Origin of the sequence: Kineococcus sp. DHX-1, assembly GCF_042473625.1 — a bacterium.
In the GTDB taxonomy this organism is placed as follows: domain Bacteria; phylum Actinomycetota; class Actinomycetes; order Actinomycetales; family Kineococcaceae; genus Kineococcus.
Genome location: NZ_CP170445.1, coordinates 2,127,001 through 2,142,069 on the forward strand (window position 1 = coordinate 2,127,001; position 15,069 = coordinate 2,142,069).

The following is a 15,069-nucleotide window of genomic DNA, read 5'->3' on the forward strand; positions in this document are numbered from 1 at the left end:
AGTTCCGCGCGTCGTCGCTCGGGCGTCCCGGCCGCCGTGGGCACGACGACGCACTCGGGGATCGGCAGGTGCGCCGCGAGCCGCAGCGAGCTCTCCACCTGCACACCGGCCGGTTCAAGCACGGTGAAGGTGATGATGCCCTCCTTCACGGCCCGGTCGATGAGGCGCGCCACCTTGAACCGCGAGACCCGCAGTTCGCCGGCGATCGCGCTCTTGGTCGCCCCGTCCACGTAGTAGCGCCGTGCGGCGGTGGTCGCTCGCAGGGCCTCCAGCGCGCTGTCCACGCGACTCCTGCCGCCGGGATTCCGTTGACACCAGGACTCGCGCCGCACGATGGTTCAGCTTCACCGTTGAGCCTACTCCCGCTCAACTGAGCGCCTGGAGGAGCACGTGAGGTTCTACGCGGACAGCGCCGACGTCGAGCGGGTCGAGGCCCTGCTCCGCGCCGGGCTGGTGAGCGGTGTGACGTCCAACCCGGCGATCCTCGACCGCGCCGACCGCGGCGCCGGCGACTTCCCCGAGCTGTACTCCCGCTACGTGGACGCCGGTGCGGAGGAGGTCTTCTTCCAGACGTGGGGGAGCGACGCCCCCGAGATGGTGCGCAACGCCTCCCGCATCACCGGTCTCGGCGACCGCGTCGTCGTCAAGCTCACCGCGACGCGAGCGGGTTTCTCCGCCGCCGCGGCCCTGCACCGCGCCGGTGTCCCGACGCTCGTCACCGCCGTGAACACCGTCGCCCAGGCGGCGGTGGCCGCTCAGGTCGGTGCCACGTGGATCGCGCCCTACTTCGGTCAGATCGCCGACCGCACCGGCGCACCGCCCGTCGAGCTCGTCGGGGCCATGCACGCGGCCCTGCGGGACACCCCGACGCAGGTGCTGCTCGCCAGCGTGCGGAGCCCGCTGGCGGTCGAACAAGCCCTGGCCGTCGGGATCACGGCCTTCACCGCGCACCCCGACGTCCTCGACGCGTGCCTGACCGACGAGAACACCGAACGTGCGCACGCCACCTTCGAAGAACTCATGCTCCGCCGCGCCTGAACTGCCGCTCACCACCCCCACCTCGACGAGGAGACCGCACGTGCCCGCTGAACGACGCGACCTGACCGGCTCGGTGGTCCTGGTGACCGGGGCGGGGGCGGGCATCGGCGCCGCCACCGCACGACAACTCCTGGAGGCCGGGGCCCGCGTGGTGCTGGCGGACCTCGACCCGGACAGGGCGACGCTGGTGGCCTCGGGTCACCCGCCCGAGCAGTTCCTGGCCGTTGGGCTGGACGTGCGGTCCCCGGAGGCGGCCCGCCAGGCCGTCGCCGAGGCCGTGCGCCGCTTCGGCCGTCTCGACTCGGTGGTCTGCAACGCCGGCATCGGCGTGTTCGGCGGGATCTGCGACTACCCCGACGACGTGCTGCAGGCGATCGTCGACACGAACCTGCTCGGCACGGTGTGGGCGGTCCGGGCTGCGGTGCAGCACTTCGACGCCCGGGCCGCGGACGGTGCCGGCGGTGGGGACGCCGGTGGTGACGTCGTCCTGGTCGCCTCCGTGGCCGGGCTGGGCACAGGGGGAGGTGACGAGGCCGTGTACGCGGCCAGCAAGCACGGTCAGGTGGGGCTGGCGACGTCACTGGCGCGGGAATTGCGCGAACGAGGGATCCGCGTCAGCACCATCGCCCCGGCCGCGGTGAACACGGGTTTCGCCGACGGTGTCGGCCGGACAGAGGGAGACCCTGTCAAGGACGGGTTCCTGGCCCCCGACGACGTCGCCTCCGCCGTCGTGACCGTGCTGCAGCAACCCCGGCGGATGCGCACGGCGCTGTGGTCCATGTGGAGCATGGCCGAGCAGTCCTGACCCGGTCACCAGCCCCAGGAGCCCCCGTGAACACCTCCCCGGACGTCGCTGCCCGTGTCGTGGTGGTCGGTGGAGCGTTGGTCGACGTGGTCCGCCACGAGGACGGTCGCAGCGCCGAACATCCCGGTGGCAGCCCCCTGAACGTCGCCTACGGACTCGGCCGGCTGGGGCACCGGGTCCAGTTCCTGGGCCGGATCGGCGACGACGCACGCGGCGGACGGCTGAGGGCGCACCTCGCCGGGGCCGGCGTCGACCTGTTCCACGGTTCCCTCGGGCCCGGCCCCACGTCCGTCGCGCAGGCGCAGGTCGACGACGAGGGGCGCGCCACGTACGAGTTCGACGTCGACTCCACGCTGCCCCGCGTGCAGCTGCCCGCGGACCTCGACCACGTCCACACCGGATCGATCGGTGCCGGCGACGCCTCCACCTCCGGCCTGCTCGACGCCCTCGCCCGCGCCGGCCTGCTGGGCGTCGCGGCCCGGCCCCGGTTGCGCCACCTGTCCAGCCCGCTCCTGCGCGCCGTGGTCGAGACCGCCGTGCACTGCGCCTCCGCCACGTGCCGGCGGGCCGGTGCCCGCCCCCCCCCCGGACCGCGAGGAACTCCGACGTCACCTGGACGCGGTCGGCTCCTGGGGCACCGGGCTCGGCGGCCGGTGCCAGGCGGGCTGCTGCTGGGTGATGCAGTGGATGCCGCCGCCGAAGGCGAACACGTCGCGGGCGTCCACCTGCACGACCTCCCGGCCCGGGTAGGCCCGGGAGAGGACCTGCGCCGCAGCGTCGTCCCGTTCGTCGGCGAAGCCGCACAGCACGACTGCGCCGTTGGCCACGTAGTGGTTGACGTAGGAGTAGTCGACCAGTTCGCCGTCCACCTCGGTGGTCCTCGGCGCGAGGAGTTCGGTCACCTCGAGGCGGCGGCCCCGGGCGTCGGTGGCCGTCCGCAGCAGGTCCAGGACCTCCTGCGACACGGCGTGGTCGGGGTGGTCGGGGTCGGTCTGCGTGTGCACGAGCACCGCACCGGGCCGGGTGAACGTCGCCACGATGTCGACGTGGCCGCGGGTGCCGAACTCGCCGTAGTCGGCCGTCAGGCCGCGGGGCAGCCAGATCGCTCTCGTGGTGCCGAGGTGGTGGTGGACCTCCGCCTCGACCTGCTCGCGCGTCCAGCCGGGGTTGCGGGCGGGGTCGAGCTGGACGGTCTCGGTGAGCAGCACGGTGCCCTCGCCGTCCACGTGGAAACCCCCGCCTTCGGTGACCAGCGGGGACGACGCGACCGGGACACCGGCCAGCGACGCGACGTGCGCGCCCAGCAGGCGGTCCTGGTCCCACGCCGCCCAGCTCTGGGCACCCCAGCCGTTGAACGTCCAGTCCACGGCCCGGACCCCGTCGTCCCCGCGCACGAACGTCGGCCCGGAGTCCCGCAGCCAGGAGTCGTCGAGGCCCACCTGCTCCAGCTGCACCCGGGGGTCGAGCAGTTCCCGGGCTGCCTCCACGTCCTCGGGACGGACGAGCATGCGCACGGGTTCACGGGCGACGACAGCGGCGGCCACCCGGCTCCACGCCACGCGGGCCCGCTGCAGGTCCGCCCCGCCCTCCTCGCCGAAGGTCTGGTTGGGCGGGGGGAACGCCATCCAGGTGAGGGCGTGCGGTTCCCACTCGGCGGGCATCGTCGTCGTGGTGTCCGTCGTCGCGCCGGTCGCTGCAGAGCTCATGGGGGAGTGTCTCCTGTCGTGCGGTCGTGGGGTGGGCGAGCGGTCAGAGCGGGGCGTCCGGCGCCGTCGCGAGGTCGCCGGCCACCACCCCGGCCTGGTCGCGCACGAGGACGACGACGAGCGGCCCGTACGGGCCGTGCCAGGCGCTGACGGCCGGGCCGTGGGCGTCCGTCGGTGTGCGGGTCGTGCCGCGCAGGACGCCGTTCTCCAGGACCGTCGGGACGCGGACCCCGTCCACGTGGGCGGCGTGCTCGTCCGGGCTTCCGCCCGTCACGCTGGCGGTGAACGTCACGACGGTCTCGTCGCCCTCCACGACCGTCGTCACCTGGTCCAGGCGGACGGCGAGGTCGCCGACGGCCGCGGGGCGCGGCTCGCCGAAGACCGCCTCGTCGGGCAGAGCGGGGGTGCGCGGCGGTGGGGTGCGGCGTTCACGCAGCGCCGCGATGGAGGAGGCCAGCTGCACGAGCCGGGTGTCCGTGTGGGCAGCGCCGGCGATGGTGAGCCCCACCGGCATGCCCGTGTCGGCCATGGTGCCCATCGGGACGGTGACGGTCGGTATGCCGAGGTGGCGGGGTACGAGGTTGCCGTTGGAGACCCAGACACCGTTGCGCCACGCGATCTCCGCCGAGGCGGGGTCCACGTCGGCGTCGGCGGGTCCGACGTCGGCGGCCGCCGGGAACACGACGGCGTCGAAACCCCCGGCCTCCAGCCACGCCTCGAAGTCCTCACGCCGCGCCTGCTCCAGACCACGCAGGCCGTCCTCGAGACCCGCGACGTCGCGCCAGTCCGGTTCCCACTCCTTCGCCCGAGCGACGTAGTCGGCGATGTCGTAGGCGATGTCGAAGGGCAGGACGCCGTACTGGTCCGGGAGGGCGCCGGGTGGTGCGGGGAAGATGAGCGCGGGGTCCACGTCGGCGAAGCGGTGCAGTGCCGGGTCGCCGTTCTGCCGCAGGAAGCAGTCCATCGCCCAGAGCGAGAGGTCGCCGACCTCGTCGTGCAGGAACTCCCGGCTCACCAGGCCCCGGGCGACCAGACCCCGGTCCCCCTCGTGGAGTTCTTCGTAGTTCTCCACGACGGGGAACGGCACGACCACCACCTCGGCGCCGGCGGCGACCAGGTCGTCCTCCATCCGGCCCCAGAGTTCCATCACGCTGTCACGCGTGCGGATCGGGTGGGCGCTGGTGGGATCGGCGTTGACGTAGGTGCGCGGGACGGCCAGTCGCAGGCCGGCCAACGGCAGGTCCTGCACCTGGGCGAACGAGGGCGGACGGACCTGCGAGGGGGCGGGGAGGTCGATCCAGGGTTGCGTGCGCCAGAAGTCGCCCTCGGAGGTCTCGTCGTCGGCGACCACGACGTCGAGGACGTGGCGCAGGTCGGCGACGCTGCGCGTGTGCGGGACGACGACGTCCATCGTCGGGACCAGGGGCCAGTTGCCCCGGACGGAGATGACCCCGCGGGAGGGCGTGTAGGCGACGAGGGCGTTGTTGGACGCGGGAGCCCGCCCGGAGGACCAGGTCTCCTCACCGAGTCCGAAGGCCCCGAAGCTGGCCGCGGTGGCGGTGCCGGAACCGTTGGAGGAACCGGAACCGAAGGCCGAGGTCAGGAACTCGGCGTTGTAGGGGGACTCGGCCCGTCCGTGCAGGCCGCGCTGCATCCCGCCGGCCGCCATGGGGGGCATGGTGGTCAGGCCGATCAGCACCGCGCCGGCCGCCCGCAGTCGGGCGATGGTGAAGGCGTCCTGCTGCGCGAGGAGGTCCTTGAAGGCGGGGGAGCCGCTGGCGACGGGCAGCCCGCGCACCTGGTAGCTGTCCTTGGCGGTGTACGGGATGCCGTCCAGGGGGCCGAGGACCTCACCGCGGGCGCGACGGAGGTCGGCAGCGCGGGCCTCGGCGAAGGCGCCGGGGTTCAGCACGGGCACCGAGTTCAGCCGGATGCCGGACCGGTCGTACCGGCCGATGCGGTTCAGGTAGCGCGCCACCAGTTCCACGCTGCTCACGGCGCCCGACTCCAGCGCGCCGCGCAGCGACTCGACGTCTGCTTCCACCACGGTGAAGACCTCTGTGTCCACGACGCAAAACATACACCGTTTGTTTTCTCGTGACCAGACCTTGCGGAGGGGGAGGGGCGCGCCTCCCACGGGTGTCTGCGGGTGGTTGCGTAGGCTCGGCGGCCGAGACCTGGAGGCCGTCATCGCCCGACCGAAGCAGCCGCTGCTCAACCGCGGGCTCATCGCCGCCACCGCGCTGGAACTGGTCGACCGCCACGGGGCGGAAGGGGCGAGCATCCGCAAAGTGGCTGCGCGCCTGGGGGTCAACCCGACCTCGCTCTACCACCACGTGCCCGACCTCGCGGCCGTGGTCGAGGACGTGCGGGCCCTGGTCTCGGCCGCCATCGACCCCGAGCCCCTGCGCACCCTGCCCTGGGAGGACGGTCTGCGCGCCTGGGCCCGGTCCTACCGCAGCGCCTTCGCCGGGCACCCCCGGGCGATCCCGCTGCTCATGACCCACCGGGTCTCGGCGCCGGTGCTCCTGGCGCAGTACGAGGACTTCGCCGTGGCCGCGGAGGCCGTGGGGTGGAGCAGCCGCGACGTCCTGCCCCTGCTGACCGCTTTCGAGTCCTTCATCCTCGGCAGCGTGCTGGACATGTCCGGGCCGGTCGTCGTCTTCGACCCCACCGGGCAGGAGGACGTCGTCCCGCGGTTCGCCGCCGCCTACGCGACCGTCGCCGGCGAGGACCCGGCGGACCCGGTGGCCACGCGCGCCTTCGAGCTCGGTCTGGAGATGCTCGTCCGTTCGGCCCGCCCGACCCGGGGCGGGTGAAGCCGCCCCGGCTCGTCGGTCACGTCGAGGCGCCACCGCCGCGGTTCCCGGTCCCACGGCTCGACGCAGCCGGAGCGGCACCACGCCCCGGGCGGCACGACAGTGTCCTTCCCCGCCGAGGGGTCGGTCGAGCACCGTGGCGAGGCTCGGGACAGGAGCTCACCCGTCTGCCAGGCGGGCTGCGCGAACTCGGCGCAGTGGGCCCCGCCCTGAGCGCCTCGTGCGCGCCGGCGTTCAGCGCGTGGTGCGCAGGTAGTGCAGCACCGCCCGCACCCGGCGGTGTCCTGACTCGTCCTCGACGAGTCCGAGCTTGGCGAAGATGCGCTGGGTGTGCTCCTCCACACCGCCCAGGCTCACGTGCAGGGCCTGGGCGACCGCGGCGTTGGAACGACCCTGCGCCATCTGCTCGAGCACCTCCAGTTCACGCGGGGTCAAGGCGGTCAGTGGATCTCGTCGCCGGTTCACCAACTGCCGCACGACGAGCGGGTCCAAGACCGTCCCGCCCGCGGCGACCGTCTCGACCGCGGTGAGGACGTCCTCGACGTCGCCGACGCGGTCCTTCAGCAGGTACCCCGTTCCGCCGCCGGTGACGTCCTCGCTCAGCAGTTCGTCGGCGTAGGACACCTCCACGTACTGCGAGAGCACCAGCAGCGATGCGCCGGGCCAAGTCCTGCGGATCTGGACGGCAGCGCGCAGACCCTCGTCGGTGTGCGAGGGCGGCATCCGCACGTCGACCAGGGCGAGGTCGGGCCGCTCCCGCAGGACGGCCTCGACGAGCCCGGGCCCATCACCGGCGGTGGCCACGACCCCGTGCCCGGCGTCCTGCAGGAGCAGGCACAGCCCCTCCCGCAGCAGGACCGAGTCGTCTCCCACCACGATGCGCACCGGCCCTCACACCGTCCCGTCGGGGCGGGGGCCGGCGGCCTGTGCGAGGGGTACTGCGGCCACGACGGACGTCGGCCCGCCCGCGGGCGAGGTGACCCTGAGGCGGCCCTGGCTGAGCTGGCCTGGGGCACCTCCTCGTCCTGGCGGACCGCCCTTCCCGGACCGCCCCCCCACCCCGGGGGGATCGGCAGAACTGCCAATACCGTCCCGCCGGCCGCTCGGGTGCACTGGCTGCAGGCCGCCCGAACACCCGACGTGGCGGCCAGGGAACGGAGGAGGCGACATGAAGGCAGTGGTCTACGAGGGGCCGCGGCAGGTCAACGTCACGGACGTCCCGGACGCGCGGATCGAGCGTCCGACCGACGTGGTGGTGCGGATCACGTCGACGAACATCTGTGGTTCGGACCTGCACATGTACGAGGGGCGGACGGACTTCGAGCCCGGCCGCTCCTTCGGCCACGAGAACATGGGCCAGGTGGTCGACGTCGGCGACGGGGTCGACAAGGTGCGCGTCGGCGACTGGGTCGTCCTCCCCTTCAACATCGCCTGCGGGCACTGCAAGAACTGCGAACGGCAGCTCACCAACTACTGCCTGACCGCGCAGCCGGACCCGGAGATGGCCGGTGCTGCGTGCGGTTTCGCCGACATGGGACCTTACGCCGGGGGACAAGCGGAGTTCCTGCGTGTGCCCTGGGGCGACTTCAACTGCCTGCGCCTGGGGGAGGACGCGGAACAGCGCCAGACCGACTACGTCATGCTCGCCGACATCTTCCCGACCGGTTACCACGCCACCGAGCTGGCCGGTGTGAAGCCGGGGGACCAGACGGTCGTGTACGGCGCGGGTCCGGTGGGGCTCATGGCCGCCCTGTCGGCCACCATCCGCGGGGCGGGCAAGGTGATGGTCGTCGACCGCCACCCAGACCGGTTGCGACTGGCCGAGTCCGTCGGCGCCATCGCCATCGACGACTCGAAGGTCGACCCCGTGCAGGCCGTCCTGGAGGAGACGATGGGTCTCGGCGCGGACAACGGCTGCGAGTGCGTCGGGTACCAGGCGCACGAACCGGACGGCCAGGAGCAGGCGAACCTGACGATGAACCGCCTGGTGGCCTCGGTGCGCTTCACCGGGAAGATCGGCAACGTCGGTGTCTTCGTGCCACAGGACCCCGGGGCCGGCGACGAACTGGCTCGACAGGGCAAGCTGGCCTTCGACTACGGCACGTTCTGGTTCAAGGGTCAGCACATCGGGTCCGGCCAGGCCCCCGTGAAGAAGTACAACCGTCAGTTGCGCGACCTGATCGCCGGCGGCAAGGCGGAACCCTCGTTCATCGTGAGCCACGAGCTGCCGCTGGACCAGGCCCCGGAGGCCTACGAGCACTTCGACCAGCGGGACGAGGGCTGGACCAAGGTCGTCCTGCACCCGGCCGCGTCCGGATCGGCGGCCTGAGGTGGCCGGCGCGCTGGACGGGCGACGGGTCGCCATCCTCGCCGCCGACGGGGTGGAACGCGTGGAACTGGAACAGCCGCGGCAGGCGCTGGACGAGGCCGGTGCCCGCACCGTCGTCGTCTCCCTGGCCGCGGGGGAGATCCAGGCACGCGACCACGACCTGGAGGCAGCGGGGACGTTCCCGGTCGACGTGACGGTGGACGGGGTCGCGGTGGACGAGTTCGACGCCCTGCTCCTGCCCGGGGGGACGGTGAACCCCGACAAGCTCCGGATGGAACCCACCGCGGTGCGGTTCGTCCGGGACTTCGTGCAGTCCGGGAAACCCGTCGCGTCGATCTGCCACGGACCGTGGAACTTCGTCGAGGCCGACGTCGCCCGGGGGCGCCGGCTGACCTCCTGGCCCAGCGTCCGCACCGACCTGCGCAACGCCGGGGCCGACGTCGTCGACGAGGAGGTGGTGACCGACGGGAACATCACCACCAGCAGGTCACCCGGCGACCTGCCGGCGTTCTGCGCCCGCATCTTCCAGGAGTTCGCAGGAAGCAGCCGACCGACGGAGGTACGAGCATGAGTCCGGCTGTGCACAGCACGACGTCCATCACGACCCGCGCCGGCGTCACGGTCGTCCGGCGGGTCCGCTCGGTCCTCAACCCTGCGGGCACCGCTCCGGGCAGCGCCGCCCCGGCATCGGGGTGGCTCGCCGTCACCGTCGCCGGGGACGTCCAGGAGGTGGACACGGAGAACCTACCGGCACCCCTGGCGCACTACGGCGACCGGATCGAGGTCCGCACCCGCCCGGCGCCGGGGGGCAAGGGGACCGAACTCGGTGCCCGGCTGCGCCACCAGCCCGGCGGCGGCGTCGCGCGGCGCCTCAGCGGCAAGGACCCGCAGGCCGACCTGCGGTCGGCGCTGCGCCGGGCCAAGCAACTGCTGGAGGTGGGTGAGGTGCTGGCCGTGGACCCTGCGCCGCACGGGAACCGGACCCCCACCCCGGGGGGTCTGCTCCTGGAGGCCTGGACCCGCTCCGCCCCGAAGGGGGGTGTGCTGTGAAGGCGGTGACCTGGCGCGGGGTCGACGAGATCGGCGTGGAGGAGGTGCCCGACCCCACCATCGTCAACCGCGGCGACATCGTGGTCGAGGTGGGTTTGAGCGCCACCTGCGGTTCCGACCTGCACCTCATGGGGGGCTTCGTCCCCGCCATGCGCGCCGGGGACGTCCTCGGCCACGAGTTCATGGGCACGGTCGCCGAGGTGGGCCCGGACGTCACGAACCACCGGGTGGGCGACCGCGTGGTGGTCGTCTCGTTCATCAGCTGCGGGAAGTGCTGGTACTGCCAGCAGGGTCTGTTCTCCCTGTGCGACAACGGCAACCCGAACCCCGGGCTCACCGAGGCGCTGTGGGGCCAGGCCATCGGCGGCTGCTTCGGGTATTCCCACGCGCTGGGTGGCTGGGCGGGGAGCCACGCGCGCTTCATCCGCGTGCCCTACGCCGACCAGGGCGCGTTCACGATCCCCGACGACGTGTCCGACGAGCGGGCCCTGTTCGCCTCCGACGCAGCCCCCACCGGCTGGACGGGGGCGCACCAGGCCGGGGTCCAGCCGGGGGACGTGGTCGCGGTGTGGGGTGCCGGGGGAGTGGGGCAGATGGCGGCCCGGAAGGCCGTGCTGATGGGCGCCGAACGCGTCGTCGTCGTCGACCGCTTCGACAACCGGCTGGAGCAGGTCCGCACGCACATCGGCGCCGAGACCCTCGACTACGAGCAGGTCGACGTCCCCGCGGCCCTGCGGGAGGTGACGGGCGGTCGCGGCCCGGACGTGTGCATCGAAGCCGTCCTCGAGCGCATGAGCCGGGGCGAGGAGGTGCGCACCGAGCACCTCGCCACGCACGTCATGCCGCTGGAGGACGGGCCGAAGGGGTACCGGATGTTCAAGGAGAAGGAGGACGGCTGCATCCGGGCCGTGTTCCGGCCGGGTGCCTAGGGTGCACGTGGACCGGTCGCTGTCCGTCCGCCGGACCCTCACCAGCCTGGCGGCCGGCCTCGTCGCCGGGGCGGTGGTCGGCTTCCTGACCGACGTCCGGCTGCTCCCGCTGGTCACCTGGACGGTCGCCGTCGCGGTCCTGCTCACCTGGGTCTGGCGTCGCTGCTGGCCCCAGGACGCCGGCGGCACCCGGCGCCTGGCCCAGGAGGAGCGGTCCACCCGGTCCACGGACGCCTGGCTCATCACGGCCGCGGTCGCCAGCCTGGCCGCGGTCGTGGTGGCCCTGCTGCAGTCCAGCGGGGCGAAGGACCCCGTCGCCGTCGCCTCCGTCCTGCTCAGCGTGGTGGGCGTCGCTCTGTCCTGGGCGCTGGTGAACACGGTCTACGCGTTCAAGTACGCCCGGCTGCACTACGTCGACGAGCCCGGTGACGGCAGCGGCGGGAGCTTCGACTTCAAGCAGGACGACGAGCCCGCCTACAGCGACTTCACCTACCTGGCGTTCACCGTCGGCATGTCGTACGCCGTCTCCGAGACCGAGCCCACCTCCACGCGAGCGCGCAGAGCCGCACTCGGTCACGCCCTGCTCTCCTACGCGTTCGGCACGGGTGTGCTGGCGGTGGCCGTCAACCTCGTCACCGATCTGGGTGGGTGAGGCCGGCCACGGCGTCCTGAGTCCGCGCGTCCTCGGGGAGCGTCGCGGCCCCACAGGGTGCACCCTGGTGCCGAAACCCGAGTGCTGCCCCTCCAACCCCAGGGGGTGACGGAGCGCGGTCCTGCCGGCCGTCCCGTCGACCGCTCGCCGAGGTGCAGGCGTGGAGTGGTCCCGTGGTGGACGATCTGACGACAGCCCTGACCGTCGCTTCGGAGTCGAGCGAGCCGTTGCCCGACCGGGCCAGGACGATGCTGGGCGCGCTGCGTCGTGCCGTCCCGTTCGACGCCGCGTGGCTGGCCCTCCTCGACCCGCTGGAGGCCAGCTACAGCCCCCTGGCGTGCGTGGACCTCGACGCACCCGTCGTGCGGTACCTGCAGGGACCGACGGTGGCGCACGACGTCGTGGCCAACGGGGCGGACAGCGGGGCGGACAGCGGGGCGGACAGCGGGGCGGACACCCCACGTCCGACCCGGTGGCCCGCGGACCTGCCCGTCCCGTCCGGCGAGCTGAGCACGTGGGCAGAAGGCCTGCTCTCGGCCGGCGTCCACGAGGCCCTCGCCGTGCCACTGTTCACCGCCGACGGCTGGCACGTCGGGTTCCTGGCCCTGCTGTTCGAGGAGGAGCGAGCACCGGCCCCGGTCGAGCGTGAACGCCTGGCCGCAGCCGTTCCCGTCCTGGCCCAGGCGATCGACCCCATGCGGGCGCTGCTCACCGCCGCCCGCCTGGTCCCTGGCGCCACAGCCGCTGTCGCCTTGCGCGAGGACGGGCGGACCGAACCGATCGGGGGCTGGCCGGGTGACCCGCTGCTCGCCGAAGGCTCGGTCAGCCTGGCCGCCGCGCTGGTACGGCTGCGCACCGGGCAGGTCTGCTCATCGTTCCTGTGGTCCGCCAGCCACGAGGGCGTCCCCACTCACGTCCGCATCACCGCCTTGGCGACACCCGGTGACCTGCCCCGGGTGCAGGGGGTCGTGGCGGTGTCCCCGGCGTCGGGGTTGCGAGGACTCACCCCGCGTGAGCTGCAGGTGCTGGGGTTCGTCGTGGAGGGCTGCTCCAACCAGGAGATCGCCCACGCCCTCACCGTGACGGCACGTACCGTCGCCGCCCACCTCGAGCACGTGCTGGCCAAGCTCGACGTCCCTGCGCGGACCCTCGCCGCGGTGCGGGCCGAGCAGGAAGGGCTGTACGTTCCCGCCCCCAGGTCGACGCGGAGCCCGGTCCTCGCACGAACGGCGCCCGCGCCGTCCCGACGGTGAACCAGGTCGAGCCGAGCGCAGCCGTCCCTGGCGGCGTCGGCGCCGTGACCGCCACGTCACGCTCAGGGCGCACGTTCGTCACCGCGTGTCGGTGCCCCGCTGCGCTCGTACCCAGGTCTACGCGGGTGTCGGGTCAGACGGAACGGCTTCGACCACGTCGGCCAGCAGGGCGGCCAGAGCGGTGGAGGCGCCCGGGGACAGGGGGGCGAAGAGGGCCTTGAGCCCGGAGCGGACGTCGACGGCTGTCTCGTCCATCACCTGGGTCCCGGCACCGGTCAGGGCCAGCACGACGCGGCGTCCGTCCGCCCGGTCCCTGGTCCGGGTCAGCAGTCCGCGTCCGGACAGGCGTGTCGCGATGAGCGTCACGCAGGACTGCGGCATGAGCAGCTGCGCGGCGAGTGCCCCGGCGCTGTGGGGGCCGTGGACGTGCAGCAGGTACATGGCGCGCAGGTCGCTGGCCTGCAGGCCCGCTCCCCGGGCCGCGTCCTCCACGACGGCCAGCACCCGCAGGCCGGCCTGCAGGGTGAGGTGCCCCAGTTCCGACCCCGTCAGGGGCGCCAGGGCGATGACGTCGCTGGTGTCGCGGACGCCGGGCAACCGGTGGACGGTGGTGCGCACGGTCTTCCATCGGTGAAGGGATCCACGTCCTGAACTCGTTTCCGGTGATGGGTCCCGATGACGTTGCGCCGCAATGACTTCTAGAGATGGTCGTGATGGAGTTCACCGGTCTGGCGCAGTCAAGTGCGCTCGGGGACGAGCCGATCACTTCAGGGCTGAAGAGACATCGGCGCTGGGTGGCTGCTGTCCTCTTCCGTCTCCGGCGCCCCGTAGCAGGAATGGGGTACCGGGTGTTTCGCTGGAAGCGCGGTCGCGAGCAGGCTGCAGGAGCTGCCGATCAGGACGTGGTCTCGCAGGACGTCGCGGCGGTGACGGACCTGGTGCGGGCCTTGCAGCAGGCCACGACGCCGGAGGCGGCGGTCGAGACGGCGCTGGAGACGATCCGGTCCCGCTTCGGCTGGGCCTACGGGTCGTACTGGCGCCTGGAGCGCCGAGGCGGATCTGCAGCCGGCGCCGGGCCCGTCCTCGTCTTCGCGCAGGAGTCCGGGCGTGTCGACGGTCCCGCGGGTGAGGACTTCCGCCGTGTGACGCTGGCGGCGTCCTTCGCCGAGGGTGTCGGGCTGTCGGGGCGGGCCTGGCGCCAGCGCGACCTGGTGCACGTGGGCGACCTGGGTGAGCTGACCGACTGCGTCCGCGCGCCCGTGGCCCAGCGCGCCGGGATCCGGTCGGGGATCTGCTTCCCGGTCCTGGAGGCCGGGCAGGTGGCCGGGACGATGGACTTCTTCACCACCGAGCGCGTCACGCTGTCGGCCGGGCGCACCGCGGTGCTGCGCACGGTGGCCACGCTGGTGTCCACGACGCTGGCGCGGCTGGCCGAGGCCGCGCGGCAGGAGAAGGCTGCCCAGGACGTCGCGGCCGTCTCGACGCTGATCCGTGAGCTGACCGCGGCCACCAGCGAGGAGGCGGCGTTGCGGGTGGCGCTGGACACGATCCGCGCCGACTTCGACTGGCAGTACGGCTCGTTCTGGCGGCTGGATGAGACCGGCCCGGCGTCGGGGCACGTCCTGCGCTTCGAGCTGGAGTCCGGGGACGCGGGTGCGGAGTTCCGGCAGGTGACGCTGGCGGCGTCCTTCGCCAAGGGTGTGGGGTTGTCGGGTCGGACGTGGGCGGCGCAGGACCTGGTGTTCGTGGAGGACCTGGGGGAGATGACCGACTGCGTCCGCGCGCCGGTGGCGCAGCGGGCGGGGGTGAAGTCGGGGGTCTGCCTGCCCGTCGTCGTCGGCGGCCGGGTGGTGGGGACGATGGACTTCTTCGCCACGCGGACCTTGGTGATGTCGCAGAGCCGGGGTGCGGCGCTGCGGAACACGGCGTTCCTCATCGGTCAGGCGATGGAGCGGTTCGCGGCTGCGGGCCGGTTGCAGCAGGCCGGGGGGGACCTGCTGTCTTCGATCGAGGAGGTGGAGCGGAACGTGGTGGCGGCGACGGGGGTCGCGGCGCAGGGTGAGGCGTTGGCGGCGGAGGCGAACGCGGAGGTCGCGGCGTTGGAGGAGGCGTCGGCGCAGATCAACGACGTGGTGCGGGCGATCCAGGCGATCGCGGCGCAGACGAAGTTGCTGGCGTTGAACGCGACGATCGAGGCGGCTCGGGCTGGGGAGGCGGGGCGGGGTTTCGCGATCGTGGCCGAGGAGGTCAAGGAGTTGTCGGGGGAGACCGAGCGGGCGACGAGCAGTGTCTCCGGGAAGGTTGCCACCATCCAGGCCAGGGTTGCGGCCGTCACGTCCTCCTTGGCTCAGATCCACTCCGTCGTCGAGGACATCAACCAGACGCAGGCCGTCATCGGCGGTGTCCTGACCGAGCAGTTCGCGGTGACCCGCGAGATCCTCGCGTGAACGACCCGGGCCCTTCGAGGTTCCCGGATCCTGCGGGGAGT

The 15,069-nt window shown here is 72.9% G+C and carries 14 protein-coding genes and 1 pseudogene; 11 read left to right on the plus strand and 4 right to left on the minus strand.

Annotated features, from left to right (window positions below; translation table 11 throughout):
• Positions 1 to 390: 390 nt before the first annotated feature.
• From ACFEMC_RS10265 to ACFEMC_RS10275, 3 genes and pseudogenes are all read left to right on the plus strand, one after another.
• The gene (locus ACFEMC_RS10265; protein ID WP_380176014.1) at positions 391 to 1,038 is read left to right on the plus strand and encodes a transaldolase family protein; all 648 of its coding nucleotides are present in this window, start codon (positions 391 to 393) and stop codon (positions 1,036 to 1,038) included.
• A gap of 40 nt (positions 1,039 to 1,078) precedes the next feature.
• Positions 1,079 to 1,843 carry an SDR family oxidoreductase gene (locus ACFEMC_RS10270; RefSeq protein WP_380176016.1) on the plus strand — a complete coding sequence of 255 codons (765 nt, stop codon included), beginning with the start codon at positions 1,079 to 1,081 and terminating at the stop codon, positions 1,841 to 1,843.
• Between the two features lie 86 nt (positions 1,844 to 1,929).
• A pseudogene (locus tag ACFEMC_RS10275) lies at positions 1,930 to 2,106 on the plus strand (PfkB family carbohydrate kinase); the annotation flags it as partial.
• A 345-nt stretch (positions 2,107 to 2,451) separates the two neighbouring features.
• On the opposite strand, the gene ACFEMC_RS10280 reads toward ACFEMC_RS10275, so the two are convergent.
• Positions 2,452 to 3,549, minus strand: a complete 1,098-nt coding sequence (locus ACFEMC_RS10280; RefSeq protein WP_380176018.1) for an agmatine/peptidylarginine deiminase — start codon at positions 3,547 to 3,549, stop codon at positions 2,452 to 2,454.
• Positions 3,550 to 3,592: 43 nt separating this feature from the next.
• Positions 3,593 to 5,617, minus strand: coding sequence for an amidase (locus ACFEMC_RS10285; protein WP_380176020.1), 2,025 nt, complete (start codon positions 5,615 to 5,617; stop codon positions 3,593 to 3,595).
• An 85-nt stretch (positions 5,618 to 5,702) separates the two neighbouring features.
• Between ACFEMC_RS10285 and ACFEMC_RS10290 the strand changes: the two genes are divergently transcribed.
• Positions 5,703 to 6,368, plus strand: a complete 666-nt coding sequence (locus ACFEMC_RS10290) for a TetR/AcrR family transcriptional regulator (RefSeq protein ID WP_380176022.1) — start codon at positions 5,703 to 5,705, stop codon at positions 6,366 to 6,368.
• 234 nt (positions 6,369 to 6,602) lie between these two features.
• Here ACFEMC_RS10290 and ACFEMC_RS10295 read toward each other — a convergent pair whose 3' ends face one another.
• A complete protein-coding gene (locus ACFEMC_RS10295; RefSeq protein ID WP_380176024.1) occupies positions 6,603 to 7,253 on the minus strand; it encodes a response regulator in 651 nt (216 codons plus the stop codon).
• 283 nt (positions 7,254 to 7,536) lie between these two features.
• On the opposite strand from ACFEMC_RS10295, the gene ACFEMC_RS10300 reads away from it, so the two are divergent.
• The 6 genes from ACFEMC_RS10300 to ACFEMC_RS10325 all read left to right on the plus strand — a co-directional run bounded on the left by ACFEMC_RS10300 (position 7,537) and on the right by ACFEMC_RS10325 (position 12,581).
• Positions 7,537 to 8,697: a glutathione-independent formaldehyde dehydrogenase gene (locus ACFEMC_RS10300; protein WP_380176026.1), complete on the plus strand. Its 1,161-nt coding sequence runs from the start codon at positions 7,537 to 7,539 to the stop codon at positions 8,695 to 8,697.
• Position 8,698: 1 nt separating this feature from the next.
• Positions 8,699 to 9,268, plus strand: coding sequence for a type 1 glutamine amidotransferase domain-containing protein (locus ACFEMC_RS10305; RefSeq protein ID WP_380176028.1), 570 nt, complete (start codon positions 8,699 to 8,701; stop codon positions 9,266 to 9,268).
• Entirely contained in the window at positions 9,265 to 9,747 is a 483-nt protein-coding gene (locus tag ACFEMC_RS10310; protein ID WP_380176030.1) for a hypothetical protein, read from the plus strand. The genes ACFEMC_RS10305 and ACFEMC_RS10310 overlap by 4 nt, the downstream gene beginning before the upstream one ends.
• Positions 9,744 to 10,676, plus strand: coding sequence for an alcohol dehydrogenase catalytic domain-containing protein (locus ACFEMC_RS10315; protein WP_380176032.1), 933 nt, complete (start codon positions 9,744 to 9,746; stop codon positions 10,674 to 10,676). Before ACFEMC_RS10310 ends, ACFEMC_RS10315 begins: the two co-directional genes overlap by 4 nt.
• Before the next feature lie 7 nt (positions 10,677 to 10,683).
• Positions 10,684 to 11,328 (plus strand): DUF1345 domain-containing protein, encoded by a 645-nt coding sequence (locus ACFEMC_RS10320; RefSeq protein ID WP_380176034.1) that lies wholly within the window; start codon positions 10,684 to 10,686, stop codon positions 11,326 to 11,328.
• Positions 11,329 to 11,501: 173 nt separating this feature from the next.
• Positions 11,502 to 12,581 (plus strand): response regulator transcription factor, encoded by a 1,080-nt coding sequence (locus ACFEMC_RS10325; protein WP_380176036.1) that lies wholly within the window; start codon positions 11,502 to 11,504, stop codon positions 12,579 to 12,581.
• Between the two features lie 117 nt (positions 12,582 to 12,698).
• Here the strand turns inward: ACFEMC_RS10325 and ACFEMC_RS10330 are convergent, their stop codons facing one another.
• The gene (locus ACFEMC_RS10330; RefSeq protein ID WP_380176038.1) at positions 12,699 to 13,199 is read right to left on the minus strand and encodes a MarR family winged helix-turn-helix transcriptional regulator; all 501 of its coding nucleotides are present in this window, start codon (positions 13,197 to 13,199) and stop codon (positions 12,699 to 12,701) included.
• Positions 13,200 to 13,483: 284 nt separating this feature from the next.
• Here ACFEMC_RS10330 and ACFEMC_RS10335 point away from each other — a divergent pair, with 284 nt between their 5' ends.
• The gene (locus ACFEMC_RS10335; RefSeq protein WP_380176040.1) at positions 13,484 to 15,028 is read left to right on the plus strand and encodes a GAF domain-containing protein; all 1,545 of its coding nucleotides are present in this window, start codon (positions 13,484 to 13,486) and stop codon (positions 15,026 to 15,028) included.
• Positions 15,029 to 15,069 lie beyond the last annotated feature (41 nt).